Annotated in this window: 21 protein-coding genes and 2 pseudogenes; 6 read left to right on the top strand and 17 right to left on the bottom strand. The window is 71.6% G+C overall.

What is annotated here, in order from left to right:
- Nucleotides 1–18: 18 nt before the first annotated feature.
- The 7 genes and pseudogenes from ACTVAJ_RS09825 to pgfA all read right to left on the bottom strand — a co-directional run bounded on the left by ACTVAJ_RS09825 (nucleotide 19) and on the right by pgfA (nucleotide 5,949).
- Nucleotides 19–723 carry a response regulator transcription factor gene (locus tag ACTVAJ_RS09825; protein WP_470387884.1) on the bottom strand — a complete coding sequence of 235 codons (705 nt, stop codon included), beginning with the start codon at nucleotides 721–723 and terminating at the stop codon, nucleotides 19–21.
- The gene (locus ACTVAJ_RS09820) at nucleotides 720–1,028 is read right to left on the bottom strand and encodes a sensor histidine kinase (protein ID WP_470387883.1); all 309 of its coding nucleotides are present in this window, start codon (nucleotides 1,026–1,028) and stop codon (nucleotides 720–722) included. The genes ACTVAJ_RS09825 and ACTVAJ_RS09820 overlap by 4 nt, the downstream gene beginning before the upstream one ends.
- 196 nt (nucleotides 1,029–1,224) lie before the next feature.
- Nucleotides 1,225–1,881, bottom strand: a pseudogene (locus tag ACTVAJ_RS09815) (histidine kinase dimerization/phosphoacceptor domain-containing protein); the annotation flags it as partial.
- Nucleotides 1,882–1,939: 58 nt separating this feature from the next.
- Nucleotides 1,940–2,692, bottom strand: coding sequence for an SDR family NAD(P)-dependent oxidoreductase (locus ACTVAJ_RS09810; protein ID WP_470387763.1), 753 nt, complete (start codon nucleotides 2,690–2,692; stop codon nucleotides 1,940–1,942).
- 38 nt (nucleotides 2,693–2,730) lie between these two features.
- Nucleotides 2,731–4,089, bottom strand: coding sequence for an FAD-binding oxidoreductase (locus ACTVAJ_RS09805; protein WP_470387762.1), 1,359 nt, complete (start codon nucleotides 4,087–4,089; stop codon nucleotides 2,731–2,733).
- Nucleotides 4,086–5,024 (bottom strand): decaprenyl-phosphate phosphoribosyltransferase, encoded by a 939-nt coding sequence (locus ACTVAJ_RS09800; protein ID WP_470387761.1) that lies wholly within the window; start codon nucleotides 5,022–5,024, stop codon nucleotides 4,086–4,088. The genes ACTVAJ_RS09805 and ACTVAJ_RS09800 overlap by 4 nt, the downstream gene beginning before the upstream one ends.
- Entirely contained in the window at nucleotides 5,008–5,949 is a 942-nt protein-coding gene (pgfA, locus tag ACTVAJ_RS09795; RefSeq protein WP_470387760.1) for a cell envelope lipid trafficking protein PgfA, read from the bottom strand. Before pgfA ends, ACTVAJ_RS09800 begins: the two co-directional genes overlap by 17 nt.
- Before the next feature lie 168 nt (nucleotides 5,950–6,117).
- Between pgfA and ACTVAJ_RS09790 the strand changes: the two genes are divergently transcribed.
- Entirely contained in the window at nucleotides 6,118–7,440 is a 1,323-nt protein-coding gene (locus tag ACTVAJ_RS09790; protein ID WP_470387759.1) for an acyltransferase family protein, read from the top strand.
- Between the two features lie 180 nt (nucleotides 7,441–7,620).
- Here the strand turns inward: ACTVAJ_RS09790 and ACTVAJ_RS09785 are convergent, their stop codons facing one another.
- Complete coding sequence (locus tag ACTVAJ_RS09785) at nucleotides 7,621–9,630, bottom strand: hypothetical protein (RefSeq protein WP_470387758.1); 2,010 nt, start codon at nucleotides 9,628–9,630, stop codon at nucleotides 7,621–7,623.
- Between the two features lie 136 nt (nucleotides 9,631–9,766).
- On the opposite strand from ACTVAJ_RS09785, the gene ACTVAJ_RS09780 reads away from it, so the two are divergent.
- Complete coding sequence (locus ACTVAJ_RS09780) at nucleotides 9,767–10,546, top strand: class I SAM-dependent methyltransferase (protein ID WP_470387757.1); 780 nt, start codon at nucleotides 9,767–9,769, stop codon at nucleotides 10,544–10,546.
- The gene (locus tag ACTVAJ_RS09775) at nucleotides 10,543–11,292 is read left to right on the top strand and encodes a class I SAM-dependent methyltransferase (protein WP_470387756.1); all 750 of its coding nucleotides are present in this window, start codon (nucleotides 10,543–10,545) and stop codon (nucleotides 11,290–11,292) included. The genes ACTVAJ_RS09780 and ACTVAJ_RS09775 overlap by 4 nt, the downstream gene beginning before the upstream one ends.
- Before the next feature lie 7 nt (nucleotides 11,293–11,299).
- Here the strand turns inward: ACTVAJ_RS09775 and ACTVAJ_RS09770 are convergent, their stop codons facing one another.
- Together ACTVAJ_RS09770 and ligD (ACTVAJ_RS09765) are read right to left on the bottom strand one after the other, a co-directional pair.
- Entirely contained in the window at nucleotides 11,300–13,237 is a 1,938-nt protein-coding gene (locus ACTVAJ_RS09770) for a hypothetical protein (protein WP_470387755.1), read from the bottom strand.
- A gap of 107 nt (nucleotides 13,238–13,344) precedes the next feature.
- Nucleotides 13,345–13,617 (bottom strand): annotated as a pseudogene (ligD, locus tag ACTVAJ_RS09765) (non-homologous end-joining DNA ligase LigD); the annotation flags it as partial.
- A 242-nt stretch (nucleotides 13,618–13,859) separates the two neighbouring features.
- Between ligD (ACTVAJ_RS09765) and ACTVAJ_RS09760 the strand changes: the two are divergent.
- From ACTVAJ_RS09760 to ACTVAJ_RS09750, 3 genes are read left to right on the top strand one after another with little or no spacing between them, the layout of a single operon-like run.
- Nucleotides 13,860–14,180, top strand: coding sequence for a hypothetical protein (locus ACTVAJ_RS09760; protein WP_470387754.1), 321 nt, complete (start codon nucleotides 13,860–13,862; stop codon nucleotides 14,178–14,180).
- 27 nt (nucleotides 14,181–14,207) lie between these two features.
- On the top strand, nucleotides 14,208–15,863 hold the full coding sequence (locus ACTVAJ_RS09755) for an alpha/beta hydrolase (RefSeq protein WP_470387753.1): 1,656 nt from the start codon (nucleotides 14,208–14,210) through the stop codon (nucleotides 15,861–15,863).
- Nucleotides 15,860–16,348, top strand: a complete 489-nt coding sequence (locus tag ACTVAJ_RS09750; RefSeq protein ID WP_470387752.1) for a hypothetical protein — start codon at nucleotides 15,860–15,862, stop codon at nucleotides 16,346–16,348. The genes ACTVAJ_RS09755 and ACTVAJ_RS09750 overlap by 4 nt, the downstream gene beginning before the upstream one ends.
- 64 nt (nucleotides 16,349–16,412) lie before the next feature.
- On the opposite strand, the gene ligD (ACTVAJ_RS09745) is transcribed toward ACTVAJ_RS09750, so the two are convergent.
- The 7 genes from ligD (ACTVAJ_RS09745) to ACTVAJ_RS09715 form a co-directional block, all read right to left on the bottom strand.
- A complete protein-coding gene (gene ligD / locus ACTVAJ_RS09745) occupies nucleotides 16,413–17,282 on the bottom strand; it encodes a non-homologous end-joining DNA ligase (RefSeq protein ID WP_470387751.1) in 870 nt (289 codons plus the stop codon).
- A 68-nt stretch (nucleotides 17,283–17,350) separates the two neighbouring features.
- The gene (locus tag ACTVAJ_RS09740) at nucleotides 17,351–17,644 is read right to left on the bottom strand and encodes a hypothetical protein (RefSeq protein ID WP_470387750.1); all 294 of its coding nucleotides are present in this window, start codon (nucleotides 17,642–17,644) and stop codon (nucleotides 17,351–17,353) included.
- Nucleotides 17,645–17,781: 137 nt separating this feature from the next.
- Nucleotides 17,782–18,816 carry a protein-L-isoaspartate O-methyltransferase family protein gene (locus ACTVAJ_RS09735; protein WP_470387749.1) on the bottom strand — a complete coding sequence of 345 codons (1,035 nt, stop codon included), beginning with the start codon at nucleotides 18,814–18,816 and terminating at the stop codon, nucleotides 17,782–17,784.
- A 22-nt stretch (nucleotides 18,817–18,838) separates the two neighbouring features.
- The gene (locus tag ACTVAJ_RS09730) at nucleotides 18,839–19,189 is read right to left on the bottom strand and encodes a lasso peptide biosynthesis B2 protein (protein WP_470387748.1); all 351 of its coding nucleotides are present in this window, start codon (nucleotides 19,187–19,189) and stop codon (nucleotides 18,839–18,841) included.
- 65 nt (nucleotides 19,190–19,254) lie between these two features.
- Nucleotides 19,255–19,530 (bottom strand): PqqD family protein, encoded by a 276-nt coding sequence (locus tag ACTVAJ_RS09725; protein WP_470387747.1) that lies wholly within the window; start codon nucleotides 19,528–19,530, stop codon nucleotides 19,255–19,257.
- The gene (locus ACTVAJ_RS09720) at nucleotides 19,527–21,365 is read right to left on the bottom strand and encodes an albusnodin/ikarugamycin family macrolactam cyclase (protein WP_470387746.1); all 1,839 of its coding nucleotides are present in this window, start codon (nucleotides 21,363–21,365) and stop codon (nucleotides 19,527–19,529) included. The genes ACTVAJ_RS09725 and ACTVAJ_RS09720 overlap by 4 nt, the downstream gene beginning before the upstream one ends.
- 67 nt (nucleotides 21,366–21,432) lie before the next feature.
- Entirely contained in the window at nucleotides 21,433–21,549 is a 117-nt protein-coding gene (locus ACTVAJ_RS09715) for a lasso RiPP family leader peptide-containing protein (RefSeq protein ID WP_470387745.1), read from the bottom strand.
- Nucleotides 21,550–21,604: the final 55 nt, after the last annotated feature.

Below are 21,604 nucleotides of genomic sequence, written 5' to 3'. Positions count from 1 at the left end.
CCGGGTCCTGCCGGTCCGTCAGACGGCGGCCCCCCGGCCCTGCGGCCCGTCCCGGCCCGTGTGCGGGGAGACCAGCCCGGCCTCGAAGGCGAGGAGCACGAGGCCCACCCTGTCCCGGCGGCCCAGCTTCGCCAGCAGGCGTCCCACGTGTGTCTTGACGGTGCCCTCGGCCATGTGCAGGCGGCCGCAGATCTCCCGGTTCGTCGCGCCGAGGGCGATCTCCCGGAGTACCTCCGTCTCACGCGGCGTCAGCGTCGACAGCGGTCGGGCGTGCGCGTTGCTCCCGGAACCGCCGGGCAGGGTGTCGGCGACCCGGTCCAGCAGGCGCCGGGTCGGCCCCGGCGCCAGGACGGAGCCGCCGTCGGCCACGCTCCGGACCGCGGACACCAGCTCCTCGTGGCGGGCGTCCTTGAGCAGGAACCCCGCCGCACCGGCCCCGAGCGCCGTGAAGACGTACTCGTCGAGGTCGAAGGTGGTCAGGATCAGCACCCGTGCCGGGTTCCCCGCCCGGGTCAGCCTCCTGGTCGCCTCGACGCCGTCCGTCACCGGCATACGGATGTCCATCAGGACGACGTCCGCGCGGACCGTCCGCAGGGCCTCCACCGCGGCGGCCCCGTCTCCCGCCTCCCCCACCACGGCCATGTCGTCCTGGGCGTCGATCATCATCCGGAAACCGTCGCGGACCAGGCGTTGGTCGTCGACGAGGAAGACGGAGACGCTCACGGTCGCACCCCCTCCTTCGCGGCCGCCCGCAACGGCAGCACCGCGTGGACCTCGAACCCGCCCCCGGGCCGCGGACCGCACACCATCGTCCCCCCGTGCAGGCGGACCCTCTCCCGCATGGCCCGCAGGCCGTGTCCGCGACCGTCGTCGCGTGCGGCGGATCCGAGGCCGTCGTCGCCCACATGGACCTCGACCGCCTCCGCCGTGACCACCACCAGCACGTTCAGGACGGCACCGGAACCGGCGTGCCGCAGGAAGTTGGTCGCGGACTCCTGGACGAGCCGGTAGACCGTCAGGCCGAGCACCGGCCCGACCGCCGCGGGCGGCCCGTCGACCCGCAACCGGGCCCGGCCCCCGAGCCCGCCGACGAGTTCCCCGAGGTCGGCGAGGCCCGGAGGGGGCCGGAGGGGGCCGGTTTCCCTCCGGGTTCCCGGGAGTGTCGCCCCGCCGCAGCAGCGCGACCATCTCCCTCATGTCCTCCAGCGCCTCGCGGGCGGTCCCCGAGACCACCGACAGCACCTCGCCGGTCCGCTCCGGGGCGCGGGCGGCCACGGCCCGGCCCCCCTCGGCCTGGACGGCGATCACGGACAGCGAGTGCGCCACGATGTCGTGCACCTCCCGTGCGATCCGGCCGCGCTCCCGGGCCACCGCCTCGGCGGCGGCCCGGTCCGCCCGGTCCCGGCCACGGCGTCCGAGGGCGTACGCGACCAGGACCACGCCCGCGTGGGCGGCCACGGTCGTCAGCACGTCCCCGGCGGCCACGGTCTCCTCCCCGGTCAGCAACCACCGGGCAGGACCGGCCACGGCCCCCGCCAGTGCGACGCCCAGACCGGCCAGGGCCAGCGTCCGCCGGGACCACCGGGCGAGGCCGTGGACCAGGACGGGTACGGCGACCACGGCGGCCGTGGGTCCGGCCAGCAGGAGGGCGTGCGCTCCCGCGGCGCCGGTCGCCCAGGTCAGGGCCAGGACCGGGAAGCTCCTGCGGGCGGCGAGCGCGGACCCGAGGGCCACGCCCAGTACCGTGGCCAGGGGGTCGGGGAACGCGAAGGCGGCCCCCGCGGACGTGACACCGCCGGCGAGCACGGCGTCCTCGGCCCACACGGGTAGGCGGACGTCGGCGCCGGTGTGCCGTGGTCGGGTCGGTCTCCGGTCGGACATACCGGCTCATGCTAGTGAGGGTGCCGCCGCCCGCCATCCGACCACGGTCTGAGAACAGTCAGCGGGCCAGCCGCCGCCACACGGCCCGGGGCAGCATCCGCATCCCCGCGAACACCGGCCCCAGTACGCGCGGGGCCCACACGGTCGTGGCACCGGAGCGCAGCCCGGCCGCCACCGCATCGGCCACCTGCCCCGGCGTGGCCGGGAAGGGCGCGGGGTCCACGTGCGCCGACATCCTCGTGGCCACGTAGCCGGGGCGCACCACCAGCACGCGCGCGCCCGTGCCGTGCAGGGAGTCGGCCAGGCCCTGCGCGAAGCCGTCCAGCCCGGCCTTGGCCGACCCGTAGACGAGGTTGAACCTGCGCACCCGCACCCCGGCCACGGACGAGAGCACGACCAGCGCGCCGTGGCCCTGGGCGCGCAGACGCGCGGCGACGGCCAGGTCGACCGAGACGTGGCCCGTGTAGGTGACCGCCGCGGCGCGGGCGGCGGCGGCCGGGTCGGCCTCGAACTCCGCCTGGTCCCCCAGGACGCCGAACGCGTCCACGACCACGTCCAGGTCGCCGACCAGTTCCGCGGCCTGGTCGACGACCTTGGTGTGGGTGTCGGGCAGGGTCGCGTCGAAGTCCACCGACCGCACGGTGGCGCCGAGCGCGGTGAGCACGCCCGGCGGTGTGTCCACACCGCCCCGGGCGGCGAGCACCACCTCGCGGGCACCGTCCCTGACCAGCCGTTCGACGATCGCCAGGCCGATCTCGCTCCGGCCGCCGAGCAGCAGTACCGTCCGCACGGTTCCCACCGAGTCGCGCATGGTCGTCCTCTCCTTGGGCTGTGTGTCCCGGTCCGCCGTCAGACCAGGCGCAGGCGGCGCGCGAGGTCGGAGACGAGCACCCTGTCGGGGTCGGCCCGCTCCCGGGTGCGCCGCCACGCGGGCAGGTCGGGGTACATCGCGTGCACGGTCTCGGCGCGGGCGCGGCTGTCCTTGGCCAGGTACAGGCGGCCCCCCGCCTCCAGCAGGCGCTCGTCGAACCCGTCGAGCAGCCGTCCGAGCCCGGGCAGGTCCGCGGGCAGGTCGAGTGCGAGGGTCCACCCGGGGCGCGGGAAGGACAGCGGGCCGGGGGTGGCGCGGCCCATGCGTTTGAGGACGGCGAGGAAGGACGGCGCCCCCGCGCGCGACAGGCCGGTCACGATGTCGGTGAGGGTGTCCTCGGCCCCGAAGGGCACGACGAACTGGTACTGGACCAGCCCGTGCGGCCCGTACACCCGGTTCCAGCCGCGCACCGCGTCGAGCGGGTGGAAGAAGGAGGACAGGGGCTGGGCCCGGCCGCGGCGGCGCTCGGGCGCGGCCGCGTGGTAGGCGGCGTTGAACGCGCCCACGGTCCACCGGTTGAGCAGGCGCGGCGGCGCCCAGGGGGGCGCCCCGACCGGCGCCGTGGGGCGGTGGTGCAGGGGGGTGCGGCGCAGGGGGCCCGGGAGGTCGGTGATCCGCGCGTGGTGGGCGCGGGTGAGCACGCCCCGACCGGTCGCGGCGCCGCGGGCCAGCAGGTCGAGCCAGCACACGGTGTAGTGGTAGTCGCCGTCGGTGCGCGCCATGAGGTCCAGCGTGGCGTCGAGGCCGCCGGTGCGGTCGGTGTCCACCCGGGCGTAGGCGGTCTCGACGGGGTGGACGGCGATGGTGGCCTCGGTGATCACACCGGTGAGGCCCATGCCGCCGACGGTCGCCCAGAACAGCTCGGTGTCGTCGCCGTCGGGGGTCAGCCGACGGGTTCGGCCGTCGGGGGTGACCAGGGTGAGGGCGCGGACGTGCGCGCCGAGTGAGGAGTCGGCGTGGTGGTTCTTGCCGTGGACGTCGGCGGCGATCGCCCCGCCCAGGGTGACGTGCCGGGTTCCGGGGGTGACGGGAACGAAGTGGCCCCTGCGCAGCAGGTGGGCGATGAGCCGCCCCATGCTGGTGCCCGCGGGCGCGGTGACCTCGCCGCGTTCGGGGTCGAGGCGGGGCGGACCGGTCAGTTCCGTGCAGTCCAGGACGAGGCCGCCCGCCGCCTGGGCGGCGTCGCCGTAGGAGCGGCCGAGCCCGCGGGCGAGGACACCGCGCGGTCCCGGGCCGGCCAGGGCGTCGGCGACCTGCCGCGCGGTCCGGGGCCGAACGACGCGGGCCGCGGTCGGCGCGGTACGGCCCCAGCCGGTGAGCAGCGTCGGCGGGGTCAAAGGTGGATCCCGGCGGCGACGAGGGCCACGAGGGCGACGAGCATGATCTGGATCGGACGGTCGCGCAGGGCGATCTCCTCGGGTTCCTCGCCGACCCCGCGGTCGACGAGCAGGTTGTAGCGCAGGACGAACATGACGAACGGAACGATACTCAGCGTGTGCCAGAGCGTGTTGCCGCCCGGCTCCAGTGCCCACAGGAAGTAGGTGACGATCATCGCGCCCGAGGCCATGGTGCGGGTCTGGGTGAGGTAGCTCCTGGTGTACGCGCCCAGGGTGCGGCGGACCGGTGTACCGGATCCGGCGGCGCGCAGTTCGGCCTCGCGTTTGCCGACCACCACCAGGAGCGCGCCCAGGGAGAGCACGAGAACGAACCAGGAGGTCAGGGGGACGCCGACGGCGACGCCCCCGGCGACGGCGCGCAGGACGTGGCACCCGGCCACGACGATCAGGTCGCACAGGACGACGTCGCGCAGGAAGCGGGTGTAGACGAGGGTGAGCAGGACGTACCCGGCGAGGAGGGCGGTGACGCGCAGGTCGCCCAGCACCAGGGAGGCCAGGGGCGCGGCTGCGCCGAACACGATCCCCGCGGTGACGGCCAGGGGGACGGGCAGGGCGCCGGAGGCCACCGGGCGGTGGCGTTTGCGCTCGTGGGCGCGGTCGGCGGGCGCGTCGTGGACATCGTTGAGCAGGTAGGTGCCGCTGGCCGCGACGCAGAAGAGCGCGAACAGGATCGCGCACACCAGCAGTGCCCGAGGCTGGTCGAGCGCCCCGGCGGCGCCGGGGGCGGCGAACACCAGCAGGTTCTTCAGCCACTGCCGGGGGCGGCACGCCCGGACGAGGGCGACCAACGTGCCCGGCCGGTCACCGGCGCGCCCGGGGGGCGGGCTCGCCGGTGACCGGCCGGTCGGAGACAGGGAGTCAGCCGACGTTCGCACTGCGGAGCCCGGTGTCTGCACTGCGGTTCCCGGTGGCCAGGAGGACCGCCGCGATGGCGATGAGGCCGAGTCCGAGGATGCCGAGTCCGATCGGCAGCGTGGTGCGCAGCAGGGGCAGGACGGCGCGGGCCTGTTCGGTCGACTCGATCTTGCCGTCGATGCTCGCCTGGTCGAAGGCGAGCTCGCCGCTGAGCAGGACCAGGACCTCCTGGCCGTCCACGACGACGGCGCGGTGCTGGTCCTCGACCACGTTGACGGGGGTACCCGAGACCGGTTCCACCCAGTAGGTGCGGGTGATGGAGAAGACCTCGTCACCGGTGACGTCGCCGTCGCCCTCCAGTCCGGCGACCGAGCGCGGGATGGTGCGCTCGCCGACGACGGTGGGCTCGACGGTCTGGACGAAGCGGTAGGTCTCGACGCCCTCGACGTCCTCGACGCCGTCGAACTCCATCGGGACGACCTCCTGGACGGTGGTCTCGAAGAAGTCGTAGTCCCGCTGCTCGGTCATGAAGGGGAACTTCCAGAGCTGGCCCGCCTGGACGACCGACTCCTCGTCGATCATCGCGTCACAGCAGTCGACGGCCTCGCCGGTGACCCGGTCGTGTCCGGCGCGGCGGCTGCTGGAGGAGATGCCGAAGTCCCGGTCGGTGTCCGTGATCCAGGTGAACTGGTCCCAGACCACGGTGTCGTCCGTGCTGGAGGCCACGTCCGCGCGGATCGTGGCGTGCGCCTCGACGGTGGCGCCCTCGATGGACTCCACCTCCTCGATGTTGAAGTAGTCGACCTCCCCGACGTTGACGGTTTGGCTGTAGTAGTCCAGTGGAGTCTTCATCAGGGAGCTCGCCAACCACGTACGCATCATGGGGGCGAAGGCGAGGCAGAAGACCCCCAGCGCGATGAGAACGACCGCGGCGATACGGCGCATGTGCCCTCCTGGGCGGATGAGAGTCAGGATCCGAAAGCAGACTGGAACTAGCTTCAGTTCCGGGTAGAGTACTGCCCAGTAGTGAACAACGTCACCAGGGCGTGTCTGAATTTTTATAACACGTTCTAGTGCATCGCGTTTCAACGGACTCCCGCTCTGGAAGGCCCCATGGCGCCCACGCCGACCGCGCCCGAGGACCCCACAGGGTCCCCCACCGGGGGCGCCCCGACCTCCACCCGGACCCCCGACCCCGCGCTCGTGCTGCCCCAGGTCGACGGCCGCCACGAGACCCTCGACGGCATCCGCGCCGTGGCCGCCGTGATGGTGCTGCTCTTCCACGTCGCCACCGAGACCGGGGACGCCCTCGCCCCCGGGGTGCTGGGCGGGCTCCTGGCCTCCATGGACCTGGCCGTCCCCCTCTTCTTCGCGCTCTCCGGAGTGCTGCTGTACCGGCCCTGGGCCCGCGCGGTGCTCGACGGGGAGCGCGGGCCGCGCACCCGCCCCTACCTGTGGCGGCGCGCGGTCCGCGTCTTCCCCGCCTACTGGGTGGTGGCCGTGGCCGCGCTGCTGGTCTACTCACGGGAGGAACTGGGCTCCCCGCTGTACTGGGGCGAGGTCCTGACGCTGACCTTCCCCTTCGACACCGACCCGCCGTGGCTCGGCACCGGCCCCTACGGGCTCGGGCAGATGTGGAGCCTGTCCGTCGAGGTCAGCTTCTACCTGCTGCTGCCGCTGATCGCGCTCGCCCTGTCCCTGTGGGCCCGGCGCGGCCGCACGGTCGACGTACGGGGGCGGCGGCTCATGGTCGGACTGGCGCTGATGACCGCGCTCGCCTTCGGCGCCCTGGTCCCGCAGTTCTATCCGCAGGCGCGCGAGTACATGCACGCGTGGCTGCCGCGGTCGCTGGGGCTGTTCGCCGCGGGTATGGCGCTCGCGGTGCTGTCGGAGTGGGCCTGGCGCGAGCCCGGCCGGGACGGTCCCGTACGGCGGTTCTGCCGGACCGTCGCCGCCTCTCCCGGACTGTCCTGGCTGCTGGCGGGGGCCTTCTACGTCCTGAACGCCACCCCGGCGGCCGGCGGCCGGTTCATCGGCGCGGGCGACATCTGGAGTTCGGGGCTGAACTCCGCGACGGGGATCGGGTTCGCCTTCTTCGTCCTGGCCCCCGCCGCGCTCGCGCCCCGGCCCGCGGGTGCCCCGCCCCGGCTGCGCGACCCCCGTGCCTGGACCGGGGGCCGCTGGATGGACGCGCTGCTGCGGCACCGGGTGTGCCAGTTCCTCGGCCGGATCTCCTACGGGGTGTTCCTGTGGCAGTTCATGGTCCTGTACCTGTGGCGGGACTTCACCGGGCAGGAGATCTTCACCGGCTCGTTCTGGCTGGACGCGCTCCCGGTGACCCTGGTGACCGTCCTCCTGGCCTGGGCCACGTTCCGGTGGGTGGAGGAGCCCAGCCGCCGGTGGTCGCGCAGGCACGCGCCGGGGTTCGCGCGGTAGGGGCACCGTGTTCTCTTCGGGCCTGCGCTGCGGCCCGTGCACGGGTGCCCCGAGGCGGGAATGCCTCCTCCCCGGCCGCGCCTGACGCCCGTTCCCCGTTCGCGGCTCGCCTCCTCGCGTGCGATCCCGCCGACGCCCGAACGGCGAACCCCCTCAGGTGACCCCGCCGAGAAACGGAGGCTAGTCCTGGGCCTCCCAGGGGTTGCCCTCGACGGACGGCGCCATCTCGCCCACCGACACCCAGGTCACGCACAGTTCCTCGGGGTCGGTGTGCAGGGTCAGGCGCTCCCCGGGGGCGTCCACGGGCACGTACCAGTTGGCGCCCGCCTCGGCCGCGGGCAGGTCCAGTTCGAGCCAGGCGTCCCCCAACAGGAGCTCCGCCTCGGTGTCCTCCTCGGCGGTGTAGCCGATGGTGACCACCTGCTGGACGCCGCCGTAGACGCGCACCGGCCACGACAGGCCGCCGCCCCAGGTCTCGATGCACTCGTCGGAGCCGCCCGGGCCGAACACGTACCCGCTCTCGCCCGGCCGGGCGTTGACCAGGTACCCGGCGTCGTTGAACACGTAGGCGGTGTCGGACTGCTCGGGGGAGCGCATGCGCTCGGCGACCTCCGGCGGGGCCAGCGGCGCCAGCACCCACGAACTCAGCCGCCGGGAGCCGTTCCACTCCAGGACGACGTCGGCGGGGACGGGCCGCGAGTACAGGCCGCCCTCCTCCGGTACGGACTCCACCGAGTTGCGGACCGTGTCCAGGTACCACTGCAACCGGTCGCCGTTGAGCGTTCCGGCGTAGGCGTGCGCGGAGTACGCGGCCGAGGCCGCGTACACGACCGTGGCCAGGGCCGCCGCCACCCGCGCCGACCCCCCGGGCCGCACCCGGTAGGGGTGCGGCGGCGCGTCCGCCCCCTCCGGGGCGGAGGAGGCGTGGTCGCGCTCCTCACGGGTGGGCAGGAAGGCCAGGGCCAGGCACAGCGCGAACACGAGCGCGGCGTCCGCGACGTACCTGGGGTCGGCGGCGGCGACGTCCTGGAAACGGCCGCGCGCGATGATCGTCGGGATGATGTCGGCGCACAGCAGGTAACCGAGCAGCAGAGCCCACGCACGCCAGGAGCGGCGGCGCCACCACACGCTGGCCAGGACGATCCCCGCCAGGACCGTCCAGGCACCCAGCACGACCCACCCGTCCGGATCGATGAGCCCGCCGGCCGGGGTGATGGGACCCCACTCCAGGGGGCCGCCCACAGCGCCGACCGGGAAGACCTCGGTGAGCAGGCCGCGCAGCATGGCGAGCGCGGGTTCTCCCTCGGGGACGCCCGCTCCCTCCCCGGCGTCGCCCGCACGCATCCGGGCCAGGTACAGGAGCGTGTACCCGGCGAACAGCGCTGCCATGGCGCCCAGGAAGGGACGGCGGGCGGCCCAGGCGCGCCGGGTCGCGTCGGCCAGGCCCCCGGGGTACAGGAAGGCGACGGACACGGCCAGGAGCAGGGGCGGCAGGAACATCGCCTTGACGGAGAACAGCATCCCGAACACCACGGAACCCGCCGCGAACCAGCCCGCGCGCTGGTCTCCGGTGCGCACGTGGCGGACGGTCCACAGCAGGGCGCACGCCGTCGCCAGCTGGAGCGGGACGGCGTTGAGCGACGCGGCCCACCAGCCGAGGACGGGGACGGTCAGCGGAGCCAGCGCGATCACGGTCAGGGGGACCAACAGGGCCCAGCGGCGCCCGAACAGCTCCCACAGCATGCGGAGGAACACCGCGACGGAGAGCGTCTGGAGGACGAGCATGAGGCCCGCGCTGACCCACCAGTCGAAGGGCCAGAAGGCGGTCTGGAGGTAGACCAGGAACAGGGCCCCCGGCATGAAGTGGCCCTTGTGCAGGCCGAAGAGGTACTCGGGGGTGAGGTCGGTGGTGTCGGCGGCGGCGAAGAACAGGAAGTCGTCCTCGACGAAGTAGGACGCGTCGAGCACGTGGATCCGCAGGGCCACCGAGACCGCGATGACCGCCGCCGCGGCCAGGACCAGCCGGTCGCGCGCCAGGGAGCGGACTAACCCGCCCGCTCCCGACAGCGCCGCGGTCGGCGAGGCCCGGCTCCGGGGCGGCTCGTCCCCGCGGCGTACGCTGGGTGCCCCGTCCTGGGTCGACGCCTGCGCGGCGTCCCCTGCGCCGGAGGTGGGGGAAACTGGCGGCATGGGTACCCTCCCGGCCTAGGTTGGCCAACCCGCACAATGGGTGCCAGAATACAACACGTTCCACTTTTCCTCTCGAACAGTCGGACACACCTGGAAGACCTGCCTCATCGCGGCAGGAACATGATCCAGTCAAGGCGTGGTCGTTCGGGAGCAGAGCACTGTGGGGGTGATGTCGGTGGGGCTCGAACAGGTCCGCCGTGACTGGACCCGGCTGGGTTCCGCCGAGCCGCTGTGGGCGGTGTGCGTCGATCCGGCCAAGCGCGACGGAGGGTGGGACGACGACGAGTTCCTCGCCTCGGGCGCGGCCGAGATCGACCCGGCCGTCGCCCGCCTGCGTGAGCTGGGCATCCACCCCGACACCGGCCGTGTGCTGGACTTCGGCTGCGGCGCGGGACGGCTGTCCAACGCGCTGGCCGCGCACTTCGACCGCGTCGTGGGCGTGGACATCTCCGCGCCGATGCTGGCCGAGGCGCGTCGGCTGGACCGCTCCGGGGGGCGGATCTCCTTCGAGCTCAACGAGCGCCCGGACCTGTCCGCCCTCGACGACGACTCCTTCGACCTCGTCTACACCGACCTGGTCCTCCAGCACCTGCCGCCCGACCTGGCCGACGGCTACCTGCGCGAGTTCGCCCGGGTGGTGCGGCCAGGCGGGGCGATGGTGATCGGCGTCCCCGAGTCCGAGCGCCGCACGTTCAAGGGGCTGGTGTTCCGGTACGCGCCGTTCCCGCTCATCCGCCTGGCCCAGCGGGTGGTCCTGCGGTATCCGGCGCCGATGCGCATGCACACCCTGAGCACCGACCGGGTGGCCGCCCAGGTGCCGGGAGGGCGGATCGTCGCGTCCGACGAGTACTGGGGCGGTGACCACTGGCGGCACCTGCGCCACTTCATCACCATGGACGGAAAGGCCTCCGGATGACCCGCCCCGACGGCACGGTCCCCTTCCGCGCGACGCTCGGCCGGTCCGTCACCCTGTTCTCCGCGTTCCGCAAGGAGCAGACCGACCCCGCGTTCTTCTACGGGCTGCTGGCCCGCGACACCGTCGCCCAGCTGCGCTCGTACACTCCGCTGGACGGACGGGTGGTGGTCGACGTCGGCGGCGGACCCGGCTACTTCGCCGACGAACTGCGCGCCGCCGGGGCGCGGTGCCTGTGCGTGGACGCCGACGCGCACGAGATGCGGCTGCACGGGCGCGACGCCGACGTCCACGGCGTACAGGGCAGCGCGCTCGACCTGCCGCTGCGCGACGGGTCGGTCGACGTGTGCTTCTCCTCCAACGTCCTGGAGCACGTCCCCGACCGGACCCGGATGGCCGACGAGATGGTGCGGGTCACCCGGCCGGGCGGGCTCGTGTACCTGTCGTACACGCTGTGGCTGTCCCCGTGGGGCGGCCACGAGACGTCCCCCTGGCACTACCTGGGCGGCTCCTACGCGGCCGAGCGGTTCGCCCGCCGGAACGGGCGGCGGCCCAAGAACGACTTCGGACGCACGATGTACGCCGCCCACGCCGGGGAGATGCTCGACTGGACGCGGGGGCGCACCGACGCGGACGTGGTCGACATCCGGCCGCGCTACCTGCCCGCCTGGACCAAGCCGGTCGTCCACGTGCCCCTCCTGCGCGAGATCGTCACGTGGAACCTGCTGCTGGTGCTGCGCAAGAGGTGAGGCGGGGCTACTCCCCCGGGTCCTGCGCGTGGGTCCGCGCCCGCTTCAGGGTGCGCTGCGCACGGCGGCGGACCCGTTTGGCCTCCTCCTGTGTCCTGGCACCGCGGCTGGCGCCCTTGAGCTCGGTGTAGGTGTCCATCAACCGCGCGAACTCGGCCAGCCTCTCCGGTTCGGGTCTGGGCGCGGACGCCAGCACCTCCCCCAGCTCGGTGATGATCTCGTCGGTCCGCGCCCGCATCCGCTCAGCCCGCTCGGCGTCGCGGGCGGCCCGCTCCTCCTCGTCGGCGGCCCGCTCCTCCTCGTGGACGGACCGCTCCTCCTCGTGGACGACCTGTTCCCCGTCCATCGCGCGCCGCCGCTGCCGCTCGGCCGCCGGTGCCCGGTCCGCCGCGGCCAGGAGCGTCAACGCCTTCATGGCCGCCGCGCCGACCGCGGATCGCACGACCGACCTGACCCCCGCCCCCGGTCGGCCCCGCCGGTTCCCACGCGGGCGGTCACGGCCCCCGGCGGCTCGCTTCTTCCTCGTCTTGGACAACTTGTACAGACCGATCGGGATCAACGGCCAGCAGCAGGAGAGCACACTCCCGACCACGAATATCAGGACGAACCCCGCCCACACGGGGAGTCCCAGCAGCCTCGGTTCCCGGTCGGCGTCGAAGGATCCGCCCTCGTCCGCGAAGGAGGCGAGGATCTCCCTGGCTTCGTCGCCGTCCTCCAGGAAATGCTCGGGGGCGGTGAACGGATCCGTCTCCGACACCATCGGGGGAAGCGCACCCGCGGGGTCGACCGAGTACACGACGACATCACCGTCCGTGGCCTCGGCCAGTACCGCGGCGACCTCGTCCGTGAACAGGGAGACGTCCCCGCCCATCGCCCGCTGCACGGCCGCGCCCGGCAGGATCGCGACCCGCAGGTCGTCCTGGTAGGCGGTCACGTCCGCCGCGGCCCGGCGCAGCTCGTCCCGGGTGAGTCCGCCAGCGACCGTCGGATGGACGTAGAGCGTGTCCTCGGCGAGGGCGGCGCGGGCCTGCTCCAGCACATCCGGTCCCCGTACGGCGCCCAGGGTCAGGGCGGCGGGTACCACGCTGTCCGGTGCGGCGCAGCACACGAGGAGCTCCTCGACCTCCTCGGCCGCCATGGCGTCGGGGCCCGAGGCGGCAAGGGGTCGAAAAGCCTCGCCGTCCCAGCTGAGCAGGACCGCCGTGGCGTCTCCGGGCGCGCCCTCCAGCATGTCGAGGGCCAGACTCCGCTCGATGGCGCCGAACCACTCCCCGCGGTCCTTCGCCTCTCCCGGGGCGGCCACACCGGAGACCACACCGAAGCGGACGTCGCCCGCGCCCTCCAGCGCCGTTTCGATCGCCTCGGCGCTGATCTGGGGAAAGACCGCCGACACCACCGGGTCCACGTACACGCCACCACCGTCGGCGAGCGCGCGGAGTCCGGAGCTCACCTCACCGTCGACCAGGTCGGGAACCCCGGTCAGCACCCCCGCGTAGGAGTGAAGGTAGAAGAGGTCCTCGATCGCCTCGGGGGTGGTCGCGTCGCCGATCACCGCCCAGGACTGCTCGACCTCGGGTTCGGACAGAGCCGCACCGGTCTCACCGTGCACCAGGTAGACGCCCGGTTCCCCCACCGCGGCGGCGAACGCCCCGGCGGTCAGGTGGCCCTCCCACTGACCCTCGATGTCCTCCGTGACCAGCGCCAACCGGATCGGCACCTCGGACCGGGCGTAGGCCTCCTCCACCAGGGCGATCGTCTCCGGGGTCAGCGTGGCCCCGAAGCCGTCAGCGGCCCACACCCCCGGTCCGTCCGCCAGCGCCTCGGCGGCCTCGGCGATCTGGCCACTGGCGTGCGCCGGGGGCGGGAAGGCTCCGAGAGCGACCGTGGGCACGGCGAGGGTCAGCAGACAGGCAAGGGCGGCGATCCGACGGAAGGTGTCACGCACGGTGGGGGCTCCGTTCCAGCACGGGAGGGGGAACGGCCCGTGCACACCCTTGGACTCCGCACAGGGGGATCCGGTTGCCAGGAGTCCCCGTGGGCGCGCCCGCACCGTCACCCCAGTTCGCGCAGCGCCTTCCCCGGCGAACGCGCGTGCCGCCACATTCCGGCGAACGGACACTCCTCACGCCGCAGGTCGAGGGTGAAGCCCCGCGCCGAGACCAGCCCGTCCAGCTCCTCCCGACGAAGAACCGGCCCTCGCGGGCGTCCTTGCCCACCTTCGTCGTCAGCTCGTCCGGCCGCCGCTCGGCCACCCGGTCCGCGATCGCCCGCGCCAACGCGGACCTCCTGGTCGTCGGCCTCCGGCCGCAGCGGCGAGCGGACGTGGTCGACATCCGGGCGCGCTACCTGCCCACCTGGACGAAGACGATCATCCACGTGCCGTTCCTCCGCGAGGTCGTCACGTGGAATCTGCTTGCTGGTGCTGCGCAGGCAGTGAGGCGTGGCCGCCTCCCGTCCCAGCGGTGACCGCTTCCGGACACCCGAAAAGACCGTTTCGCCCTGAAATGCGATCGGCACGTACGGTAACGTTCCGTTCGCTTCCCTCCCCCGTACCGACAGGAGCCCCTGTGTCCACCGGCGTGAACCCCATCGCAGCGATGAACGAGGCCGAACAGGCCGAGGAACTCGCCATCCGTTCCGTCTCCGGTGCACCGATGCTCGAGGAGATCATCGACGACCTCAAACCGGCGGTCTCCTCCTATGTCGTCTCCGGCCTGTACGGATTCGACAACAGGATGTACGTCAACATCAGCCAACTCGCGCAGAACTCCGTGAACCTCGCCCAGAACGTCCAAGGCGCGGATCTGGCGATCGAGGCCGCCGACCACGAGAGCGCGGACGAGTTCCAAGAGGGTCTCGACCTCCTCGACATCCCCGTCAACTTCTGACCCCCGAATCAGATAAGCGCATCCCCGATGACCACGAATTCCGACCCCGTACTCGGACTGCCCGGTGACATCGACGCCGACCCCGAAGCCATCAGAACCGGCGCGGACGCTCTGAACGACCTCCGCCTGTTCATCACGGGACAGACCGAGGAAACCGACGCCCGGTTCCGCAACGCCGCAGGCGAGTTCACCGACATGATCGCATGGGATATCAGCACGGCCGCCGCGGACGAACTCATGCTCTGGGAGAACACAACTCAGGCCCTGACCTACGGGACCGGCACACTGAAGCAGTGGGCCCAGGACATCGAGGACTATCGCAGTAAACGCACCAGCGTCCAGCAGCGGTTCGACAGCGCCGTAGCCGAACGGCAGGCCGACGAATCCCTCGACCTCCTCAGGGACCTGCTCCTCGAGGAGCACCGGGGCTACTGGGACACTCTGATGGACCAGGCCCAGGAAGCCAGCGATTCGCTCAGGAACGGCCCCTCGGCGAATGCGCTGGAACGCATGGTCGAGTCAGGACTACTGTCCGGCACCCGAGTCTCCTACTTCGGCGACAGCTATCCCGGCATGCTCCCCGAGGGACTACCGAGCCCGGAGGACCACCCCGAGTCCGTGAACACTTGGTGGGAGTCCCTGAGCGAGGAGGAACAGCAGCAGGCGATGGAGGACCATCCCGAGCTCCTCCGCGATCTCGACGGAATCCCCACAGTCGTACGCGACGAGCTCAACCGGGACCTCCTCGAGGACGAGATCGCTCGACTGGAGGAAGAGATCGCGGAGGGGGAGGAGGACCTCGACGACACCATGGATTCACTGGATGACTCCAGCGGAGGAATAGGTGCCTACAGCGCCCGGAACGACCTGACCGAACTCGAGGAGGAGCTCGACACACTGCTCACGCTGCGCGAGAACCTCAACGAAGAGTTCATCCTCGACGAAGAGACAGGAGAAAGCACCGAGAGGTATCTGCTCGCCCTCGACACCGAGAACCGCGGCCGTGCGATCGTGTCCAACGGCAACCCCGACACGGCCGACAACGTCGGCACGGTCGTCCCGGGGACCAACAACACGTGGCAGAGTATCGAAACGCAGATGGATCGGGCAGACAACCTCCAACTATCAGCCCACCAGGCAGACGAAGACTCCGATCACGCCGTGATCAGTTGGATCGGATACGACGCGCCCAACTCCGCCGAGGCGGGTGGCCCCGGACGAGCCGAAGGTGCGGTAGACGAACTGAGCAGCTTCCAGGCCGGGCTACGGGCCACACACGAGAACGCGTCGCCGTCACACAACACCGTCATCGGACACAGTTACGGCTCCACCGTGGTGGGGCACACCGCGCAGAGCGCCAGTGGGCTCAACGCCGACGAGATCGTCCTGGTGGGCAGCCCCGGCGCGAACGCCGACCACGTGTCCGAACTGGGATTCGCGCCTGAGAACGTCCACGTCTCGACAGCGCAGAACGACAACATTTCCAACCTCACGGAGCTCACTCACGGCGCCGACCCGACCAGCCCCGAATTTGGAGCGACGGAGTTCAAGTCCAACAAAGGGACCGATGGCGGCCAGTGGCCTCTTAATGACGCCCACTCCGAGTACTTCGACCAGCCCAGCAAATCATTGAACTACATGGGCGAAGTCATCGTGGGACAGAATGAGGAGCCAGGAACATGATCCGTCTCAAACGCGTGGTCTGCGCCGTAGTCCTGGTACTGACGCTGCCTGCCTGCGGGGGCAGGATTCCGCTGGAAGAGACCATGACCCAGGACGAGGCCTATGAACGCGCCGAGGAGCACATCGCTGGCGCCGTGGCAGTGCTCCCCGAGACCGTGGTGCTGTCGTCCCTGGGAGGCGACCTCTCCAACCCCTGCTTCGACACCGTGGACGGAGGTGCCAGCGGTATCGCCTCTGTTGGCCGAACCTACTGGCTGCGCGAACTCCCAGTTGAGGACAACGAAGCCAACGTCGACCTGCTGTACGAGTACTGGACCGCCAACGGCTACCAGGTAACGGACGACGGACGCCCGGACGATCTAGCGGTCTTCGTCGAGCACGAGGAGGACTCCTTCAGGATGTCCGTCCAGTCGAGCGTCCAGGGCAGTCTCTCCATCAGCTCCTCCTCCCCCTGTGTGTGGCCCGAGGGCACTCCCAACCGCTGACTCACGAACGCCTGGCCGGGGCGCTTCCCTGGCCGGGCCACAGGCTGCCCTCGGTGGTATGCCATCACCCCAGTTCGCGCAGCGCCTTCCTCGGGGACCGCGCGTGCCGCCACATGCCCGTGAACGGACACTCCTCACGCCGCAGGTCGAGGGTGAAGTCCCGCGCCGAGACCAGCCCGTCCAGCTCCTCCCAGGTGACCGGCGTCGCGACCGGCGCTCCCGGCCTGGCCCGCACCGCGTAGGGGGCGACCGCGAGCTGGTCGCGGCCGTTGCGCAGGTAGTCGACGAACAACCGGCCCCCACGGGCGTCCTTGCGCACCTTGGTCGTCAGCTCCTTCGGCCGCAGCCCCACCACCCGGTCCGCGACCGCCCGCGCCAACTCGCGGACCTCCTGGTCGCCGACTTCGGGGCGCAGCGGTGAGTGGACGTGCAGGCCCCGAGAGCCCGTCGTCATGACGTACGCGGCCAGTCCCAGGTCCTCCATCACCCCGCGCGCGTCCCACGCGGCCGACCGGCACGCGTCGAAGGCCGACTCGCCGCCCCCCGGCGGGTCGAGGTCCAGCACCATCCGGTCCGGTTTCCCCAGGTCCGGCTCCCGCGACGACCACGTGTGCAGGGTGATCGCCCCCTGGTCGGCGCACCACACCAGTGCGGCGGCGTCGTCGCACACCATCATCGTTCCGGAGTCGACCTCCACCGTGCGCACCCAGTCCGGGGTGGCGGGGTGCTTGACGAAGAACCCCTCCCCGTCGATCCCGTCCGGGAACCGTTCCAGCGCGACCGGACGGCCGCGCACCAGCGGCAGCATCAGCGGAGCGATCAGCGCGTGGTACCGGGCCAGGTCCTCCTTGGTGGGACCGCCCGACCCGAAGAGTTCCTTGCCCGGCCTGCCCACCTCCACGGTGCGGCGCCCGGCGCGAATCCCGACGGCCATCGCCCCTCCCCGATCGGAGCCGGTGCGCCTCGCGTACCCGGGCCGCGACCAGGGGAAACGTGGGGGTCTCAGGACCTCTTCAGCAGCACACGCATCCGATCAGTGAACGCCCGGCCCTCCGGCGACACCGGTGAACCGCACGGCGGTTCGGCGGGCGTCTCGGGCCGTTTGTCGACGGGAAGCCGGGAGACCAGCTCCTGGAACTCGGCGTGGACCCTGTCGCACTGGCGCTGCATCTCGGCCAGTACCCGCTGCTCCACCGCCGCGCGCCGCTCCTCCACCTCGCGCTGCTCCTCTGGCGTGGGGATGTAGGACCCCTCGCTCCCGCCGGACCGGAGTCCGAGCCACCGCCTGAGTCCCATGGGTCACCGCTTCCTTCCTCTGGTCACCGAAGAAGCGCCCACGAGCGACAGCGGATCATCCACAGCCATCGGATCGGCCCGGTCCCCAGGCACACGAACACCCGGCCGGGGGCACTCCCCCCCGCCGGACGCGACCATCACCCTTCCACGAGTTCCGCCCGGACCCGCCAACCGCCCTCCACGCGCCTCAGCACCGGACGCAGGCTCTCGTGCCCCGGGCACTCCGCCTCCCTCCAGGCGTCCACCCACATGCGAACCCTGTCCACAGCTCCCGTCGCCCCGACGTGGACGGCCTCCCCACCGGGTCCCGGCGCGAGGATCGCGATACCCGTCGCGTCCGCGAAGCCGAAACCCGACCCGGCGTCACCCATGCCCACCACGCCGAACTCATCCGCCCGAGTCGCGTACAGGTAGGCCGTGAAGTCCCCCGCGGACTCCCCCTCAGCCAGAACGCGGTGACGGACGGGATCCGATACCGAGAGCGCCCGAAGAGCGTCAATCGCCGCCTCCGTGTCCTCCTTCGCCCAAGCGGCCGAGATCCACCACGCCCGCCCGCCATCAACGCGAATCAGAGCGTCGACCCCGCGCGGCGGCACCAACCACTGGTCCAACACCTCGTCGTGCATCTCCACATAGCGCCCCTGCGTCAGCTCCTCACCGTGCAAACGGCCGTCGGCGTCGACACGGGCGCGCAGGACCGCGCTGGACTTCACCCGAGGCGTGACCTCCACCGGGGTGACGATCACCGCGCCCGGAACAGCCTGGTCGACCCACGCCTCTGGAACGACCTCAGGCGTCGCCCAGGCCACGATCCGGTCGAACGGGCCACCACCCGGTGCTCCACCCGCGCCATCGCACGTGACCAGTTCGACGTTGGTCCGCCCCTGGGCCTTGTGCAGCTCGCGTGCCCGCTCACCGAGGTCGGCCATGACGTCCATCGACACCACCGAACCCGTGGGCCCGACCAGTTCCGACAGCAGAGCGCCGGAGAAGCCCGATCCGGTACCGATCTCCAGGGCGCGCATCCCCGGTTGCACGTCCAACTGGTCGAGCATCCTGGCGATGAGGTCGGCGACCGTGCTCTGGGTGACCAGCCGCCCGTCGGGGTGCAGGGTGTAGTAGTCCTCGTCGACGGCAGCGAGAGCCGATTCGACACTGAGGCCGTATCCCATTGGTGTCCTTTCGGAGATGACGTCAGGTCCGTTGCAGCAGGAGGTAGGGGCGGTCCGAGGCCCGGGGCTCACCGGCAGGTGTCCCGGCGACCTCGATCCAGGCGTGCGCCGCGTACGGCATGAGCCGGGCTCCGATGCACCAGTCGACACGGCGGCGCGTCAGCAGCGCGGTGATCGTGGCGGCCAGGGAGTTCTCCAGGCAGGCCGCTCTGCCCGGGAACCAGCGTGCGCAGGCACGGGACGCGACCACAGCGGCCTCGGCCTCCTCCATGGTCGCTGGCCGGGTCACCCAGCGCTTGAGTGTTCCGACGAACGCCACGCTGTGCCTGAGCGGGAACCGCAGCAACACCACCGCCAGGGCGAAACCGAGCATCCCGGCACAGCGGTGAAGTGGTCGGAGGCGGGCAGACGGAAGCGGCGGAAGGGCCATGTGTGAACTCACGGGATGGCCTCCTCAGCGACGAGCACCCCATGTCGGCACAGCACGGCCACAAGGTCACGGACATCCGACAGCAGTGGTTCACTGGGCACCCCCAGTTCGTCGGACAACTCCCGGGCGACGTCCTCCGGCGCCGTACCCTTCGCGATGCACCGCCACATGACGGCGGCGGTCGGGTTGAGGCCGAGGAACCTCCCCTTGGACAGGTCCAGGATCATCCCGCCATCGTCATCGCCCGCGAACCGAACGCCCGGAGCCGGAGTGAGTCTCGTCATCGGGCTTCCTCCAACGAGAGCGGGGCTTCGTCCGACGGCGCACCGGCCCTGCCCCGCTCAAGCTTGCGCAGCCAGACCTCGGCCGCGAACACCTCAACCAGCGCACCCATCGAGGCATACTCACCGCCGACAGCCCGCTCCAGTTCCGCCCGGACGAGCTTCGGTCGGAGGATGCCCAGGGCACCAAGGCGGGATTCGTCGAGCAGTGCGCGGAGTGCGGCGCCGTTGCGGCGTACCCCCTGGTACTCGCAGGCGCCGTAGTCGCCCTTGGTCCTGCGCTCATGCAGCTCCTTCGGAAGCACATCCGACAGAGCGGCCCGGAGGAGGGGCTTGACGTGCATGACCGAAGCACGTTCGTCGGCGGGCACGGCCAGACAGGCCAACAGGACCTGGTTGTCGAAGAACGGCAGCGCGACGATCACGCCGAGCTGCTCGGCGATGGACACGAACAGGCGGGTGTCCGCCGTGTGAGCCCGAATCTCACGTAGAGCATGCCCATCGGCCCCATCCGAGGAGTGCCCTCCCTGGGAGGCCTGGAGAAGCCGATCCGCCACCGCCATGCGAGCCTCCCGGGTGCCCCAGTGGGCTGCACCGCCCAACCGGGACCACACGATGTTCCGCTCGATCCGCGGCATCGGCCCGGCGCCGCGATGCGTGGGATCCGCCGCCAGGTTCCCCGCCATCTCCCTGAGTGTGTCGGCGTAGGTCGTCCGGCGGGTTGACCAGGCCGCGCGCATGACCCGGTGCACAGGTCGGTGCCGAAGTCTCGCCCACCCCCGCGTCTCGTGGACGAAGCGTCGCAGACCGCCCAACCTCGCCAGGGACGCCAGATAGGTCAGCGGCGCGCCGAGCACCACGTCTCCCCCGTCTCCGGCCAGGTGGACCGACGCCCCGGACGCGGGCTCCAGACGGGCGCGGTCGCGCGCGAAGATCACCGTGTCCAGGCTGGGGTGGTCCGTGAACGGCACCGACTCCATGTCGGTGAACGGCAGTGTGTCCGCGCTGCCCTCGATGACGACCTGCGCCGTCCCCCGCTCACGAGTGGCCAGCCGCGCGGCGTACCCCGTGTCGTCGTCGTTGGCCGCGAAGGGGTCGGCGTAGGTGAGGGCAGGGATCGGGTCGTCGCGGTGGCGCTCGGCCAGCAGCGCCAGGGACGAGGAGTCCATACCGCCCGAGAAGTCCGAGGTCACCGACTCAGCGGAGACGACCCGCGCGCGGACGCCGATATCCAGGGCCTCGCGGAGTAGTCGCCCTCCGTCCTCGATCGTGCTCCGTGGCGGGGTGGCGGAACGCGGCACCAGTGCGGCGGAACCGTGCCGCATGACCAGGACGCGATCGGGCGGGACCTCTTCTGCTCCGGAGAACAGCGAGCCACCGGGGAGTCCTGCGTGGAAGTCACGGCAGAACAGACGGGACGCGAGCGACTCCGGGTCCAGACGGGAGCTCGTGACACCGGTCAGAGCCAGCGGACTGGACGCGTATTCAACCCGCTCAGAGGACTGCTGAAACCACACCCGGTGGAGACCGGCCAGGTCCGTCGCAACAGCGTGCTCCTCGCCGAGGTCGACGATCACACAGTAGGAACCGGGCAGACTCGCCAACCGGTCGGCGACGGCGCTGATCGACCCGTCACCAATCAGAGCCCTACGAACATCGTCCGTGGACGTGAAGCACTCACCCAGCAGAGTGGCCGCGCGGTCCCCCACGCGGACCCGTCTCACTCGGTCCGCGTCCCAGATCCCGTGCAGCCGCGGTTCACGGGTGCCTCGGACACACTTCCGCGTCCGCTGGGACGGCGGCGCGGCCGGACACGACCCGACGAAGTATCTCCGCAACGCGATACCCCTCCCCTTCCTGCACTGTGGTGCCGCCCCGGGGGCCGAGGCGGCACCTGCGGATCGGTCAGTTGTAGCGGGCGGTGTTCATGTCGGCGGTGTCGTGCGCGCCGTTGCCGAGCGTCAGCTCACGGGCGTCGCCGAGCTCGATCACCATCGGGGGTTCGTAGGTGCGTTCGTCCACGTCCACTCCTTCCGAGGTCACTGAGGGAGATCCCCTCAACACGCAAGAGACTATT

The sequence above is a fragment of the Nocardiopsis sp. KDC1DS13DA1 genome, assembly GCF_055632325.1.
This window is presented reverse-complemented; position numbering and strand designations above follow the sequence as displayed.

Excerpts from the sequence above, each read along its gene's own strand:
- pgfA (WP_470387760.1), bottom strand. The coding sequence starts at position 5,949 with ATGCGCCGTATCGCCGCGGTCGTTCTCATCGCGCTGGGGGTCTTCTGC.
- ACTVAJ_RS09790 (WP_470387759.1), top strand. The coding sequence starts at position 6,118 with ATGGCGCCCACGCCGACCGCGCCCGAGGACCCCACAGGGTCCCCCACC.
- ACTVAJ_RS09730 (WP_470387748.1), bottom strand. The coding sequence starts at position 19,189 with ATGCTCGGTTTCGCCCTGGCGGTGGTGTTGCTGCGGTTCCCGCTCAGG.
- ACTVAJ_RS09740 (WP_470387750.1), bottom strand. The coding sequence starts at position 17,644 with ATGGGACTCAGGCGGTGGCTCGGACTCCGGTCCGGCGGGAGCGAGGGG.
- ACTVAJ_RS09775 (WP_470387756.1), top strand. The coding sequence starts at position 10,543 with ATGACCCGCCCCGACGGCACGGTCCCCTTCCGCGCGACGCTCGGCCGG.
- ACTVAJ_RS09755 (WP_470387753.1), top strand. The coding sequence starts at position 14,208 with ATGACCACGAATTCCGACCCCGTACTCGGACTGCCCGGTGACATCGAC.
- ACTVAJ_RS09810 (WP_470387763.1), bottom strand. The coding sequence starts at position 2,692 with ATGCGCGACTCGGTGGGAACCGTGCGGACGGTACTGCTGCTCGGCGGC.
- ligD (WP_470387751.1), bottom strand. The coding sequence starts at position 17,282 with ATGGCCGTCGGGATTCGCGCCGGGCGCCGCACCGTGGAGGTGGGCAGG.
- ACTVAJ_RS09785 (WP_470387758.1), bottom strand. The coding sequence starts at position 9,630 with ATGCCGCCAGTTTCCCCCACCTCCGGCGCAGGGGACGCCGCGCAGGCG.
- ACTVAJ_RS09725 (WP_470387747.1), bottom strand. The coding sequence starts at position 19,530 with ATGACGAGACTCACTCCGGCTCCGGGCGTTCGGTTCGCGGGCGATGAC.
- ACTVAJ_RS09750 (WP_470387752.1), top strand. The coding sequence starts at position 15,860 with ATGATCCGTCTCAAACGCGTGGTCTGCGCCGTAGTCCTGGTACTGACG.
- ACTVAJ_RS09735 (WP_470387749.1), bottom strand. The coding sequence starts at position 18,816 with ATGGGATACGGCCTCAGTGTCGAATCGGCTCTCGCTGCCGTCGACGAG.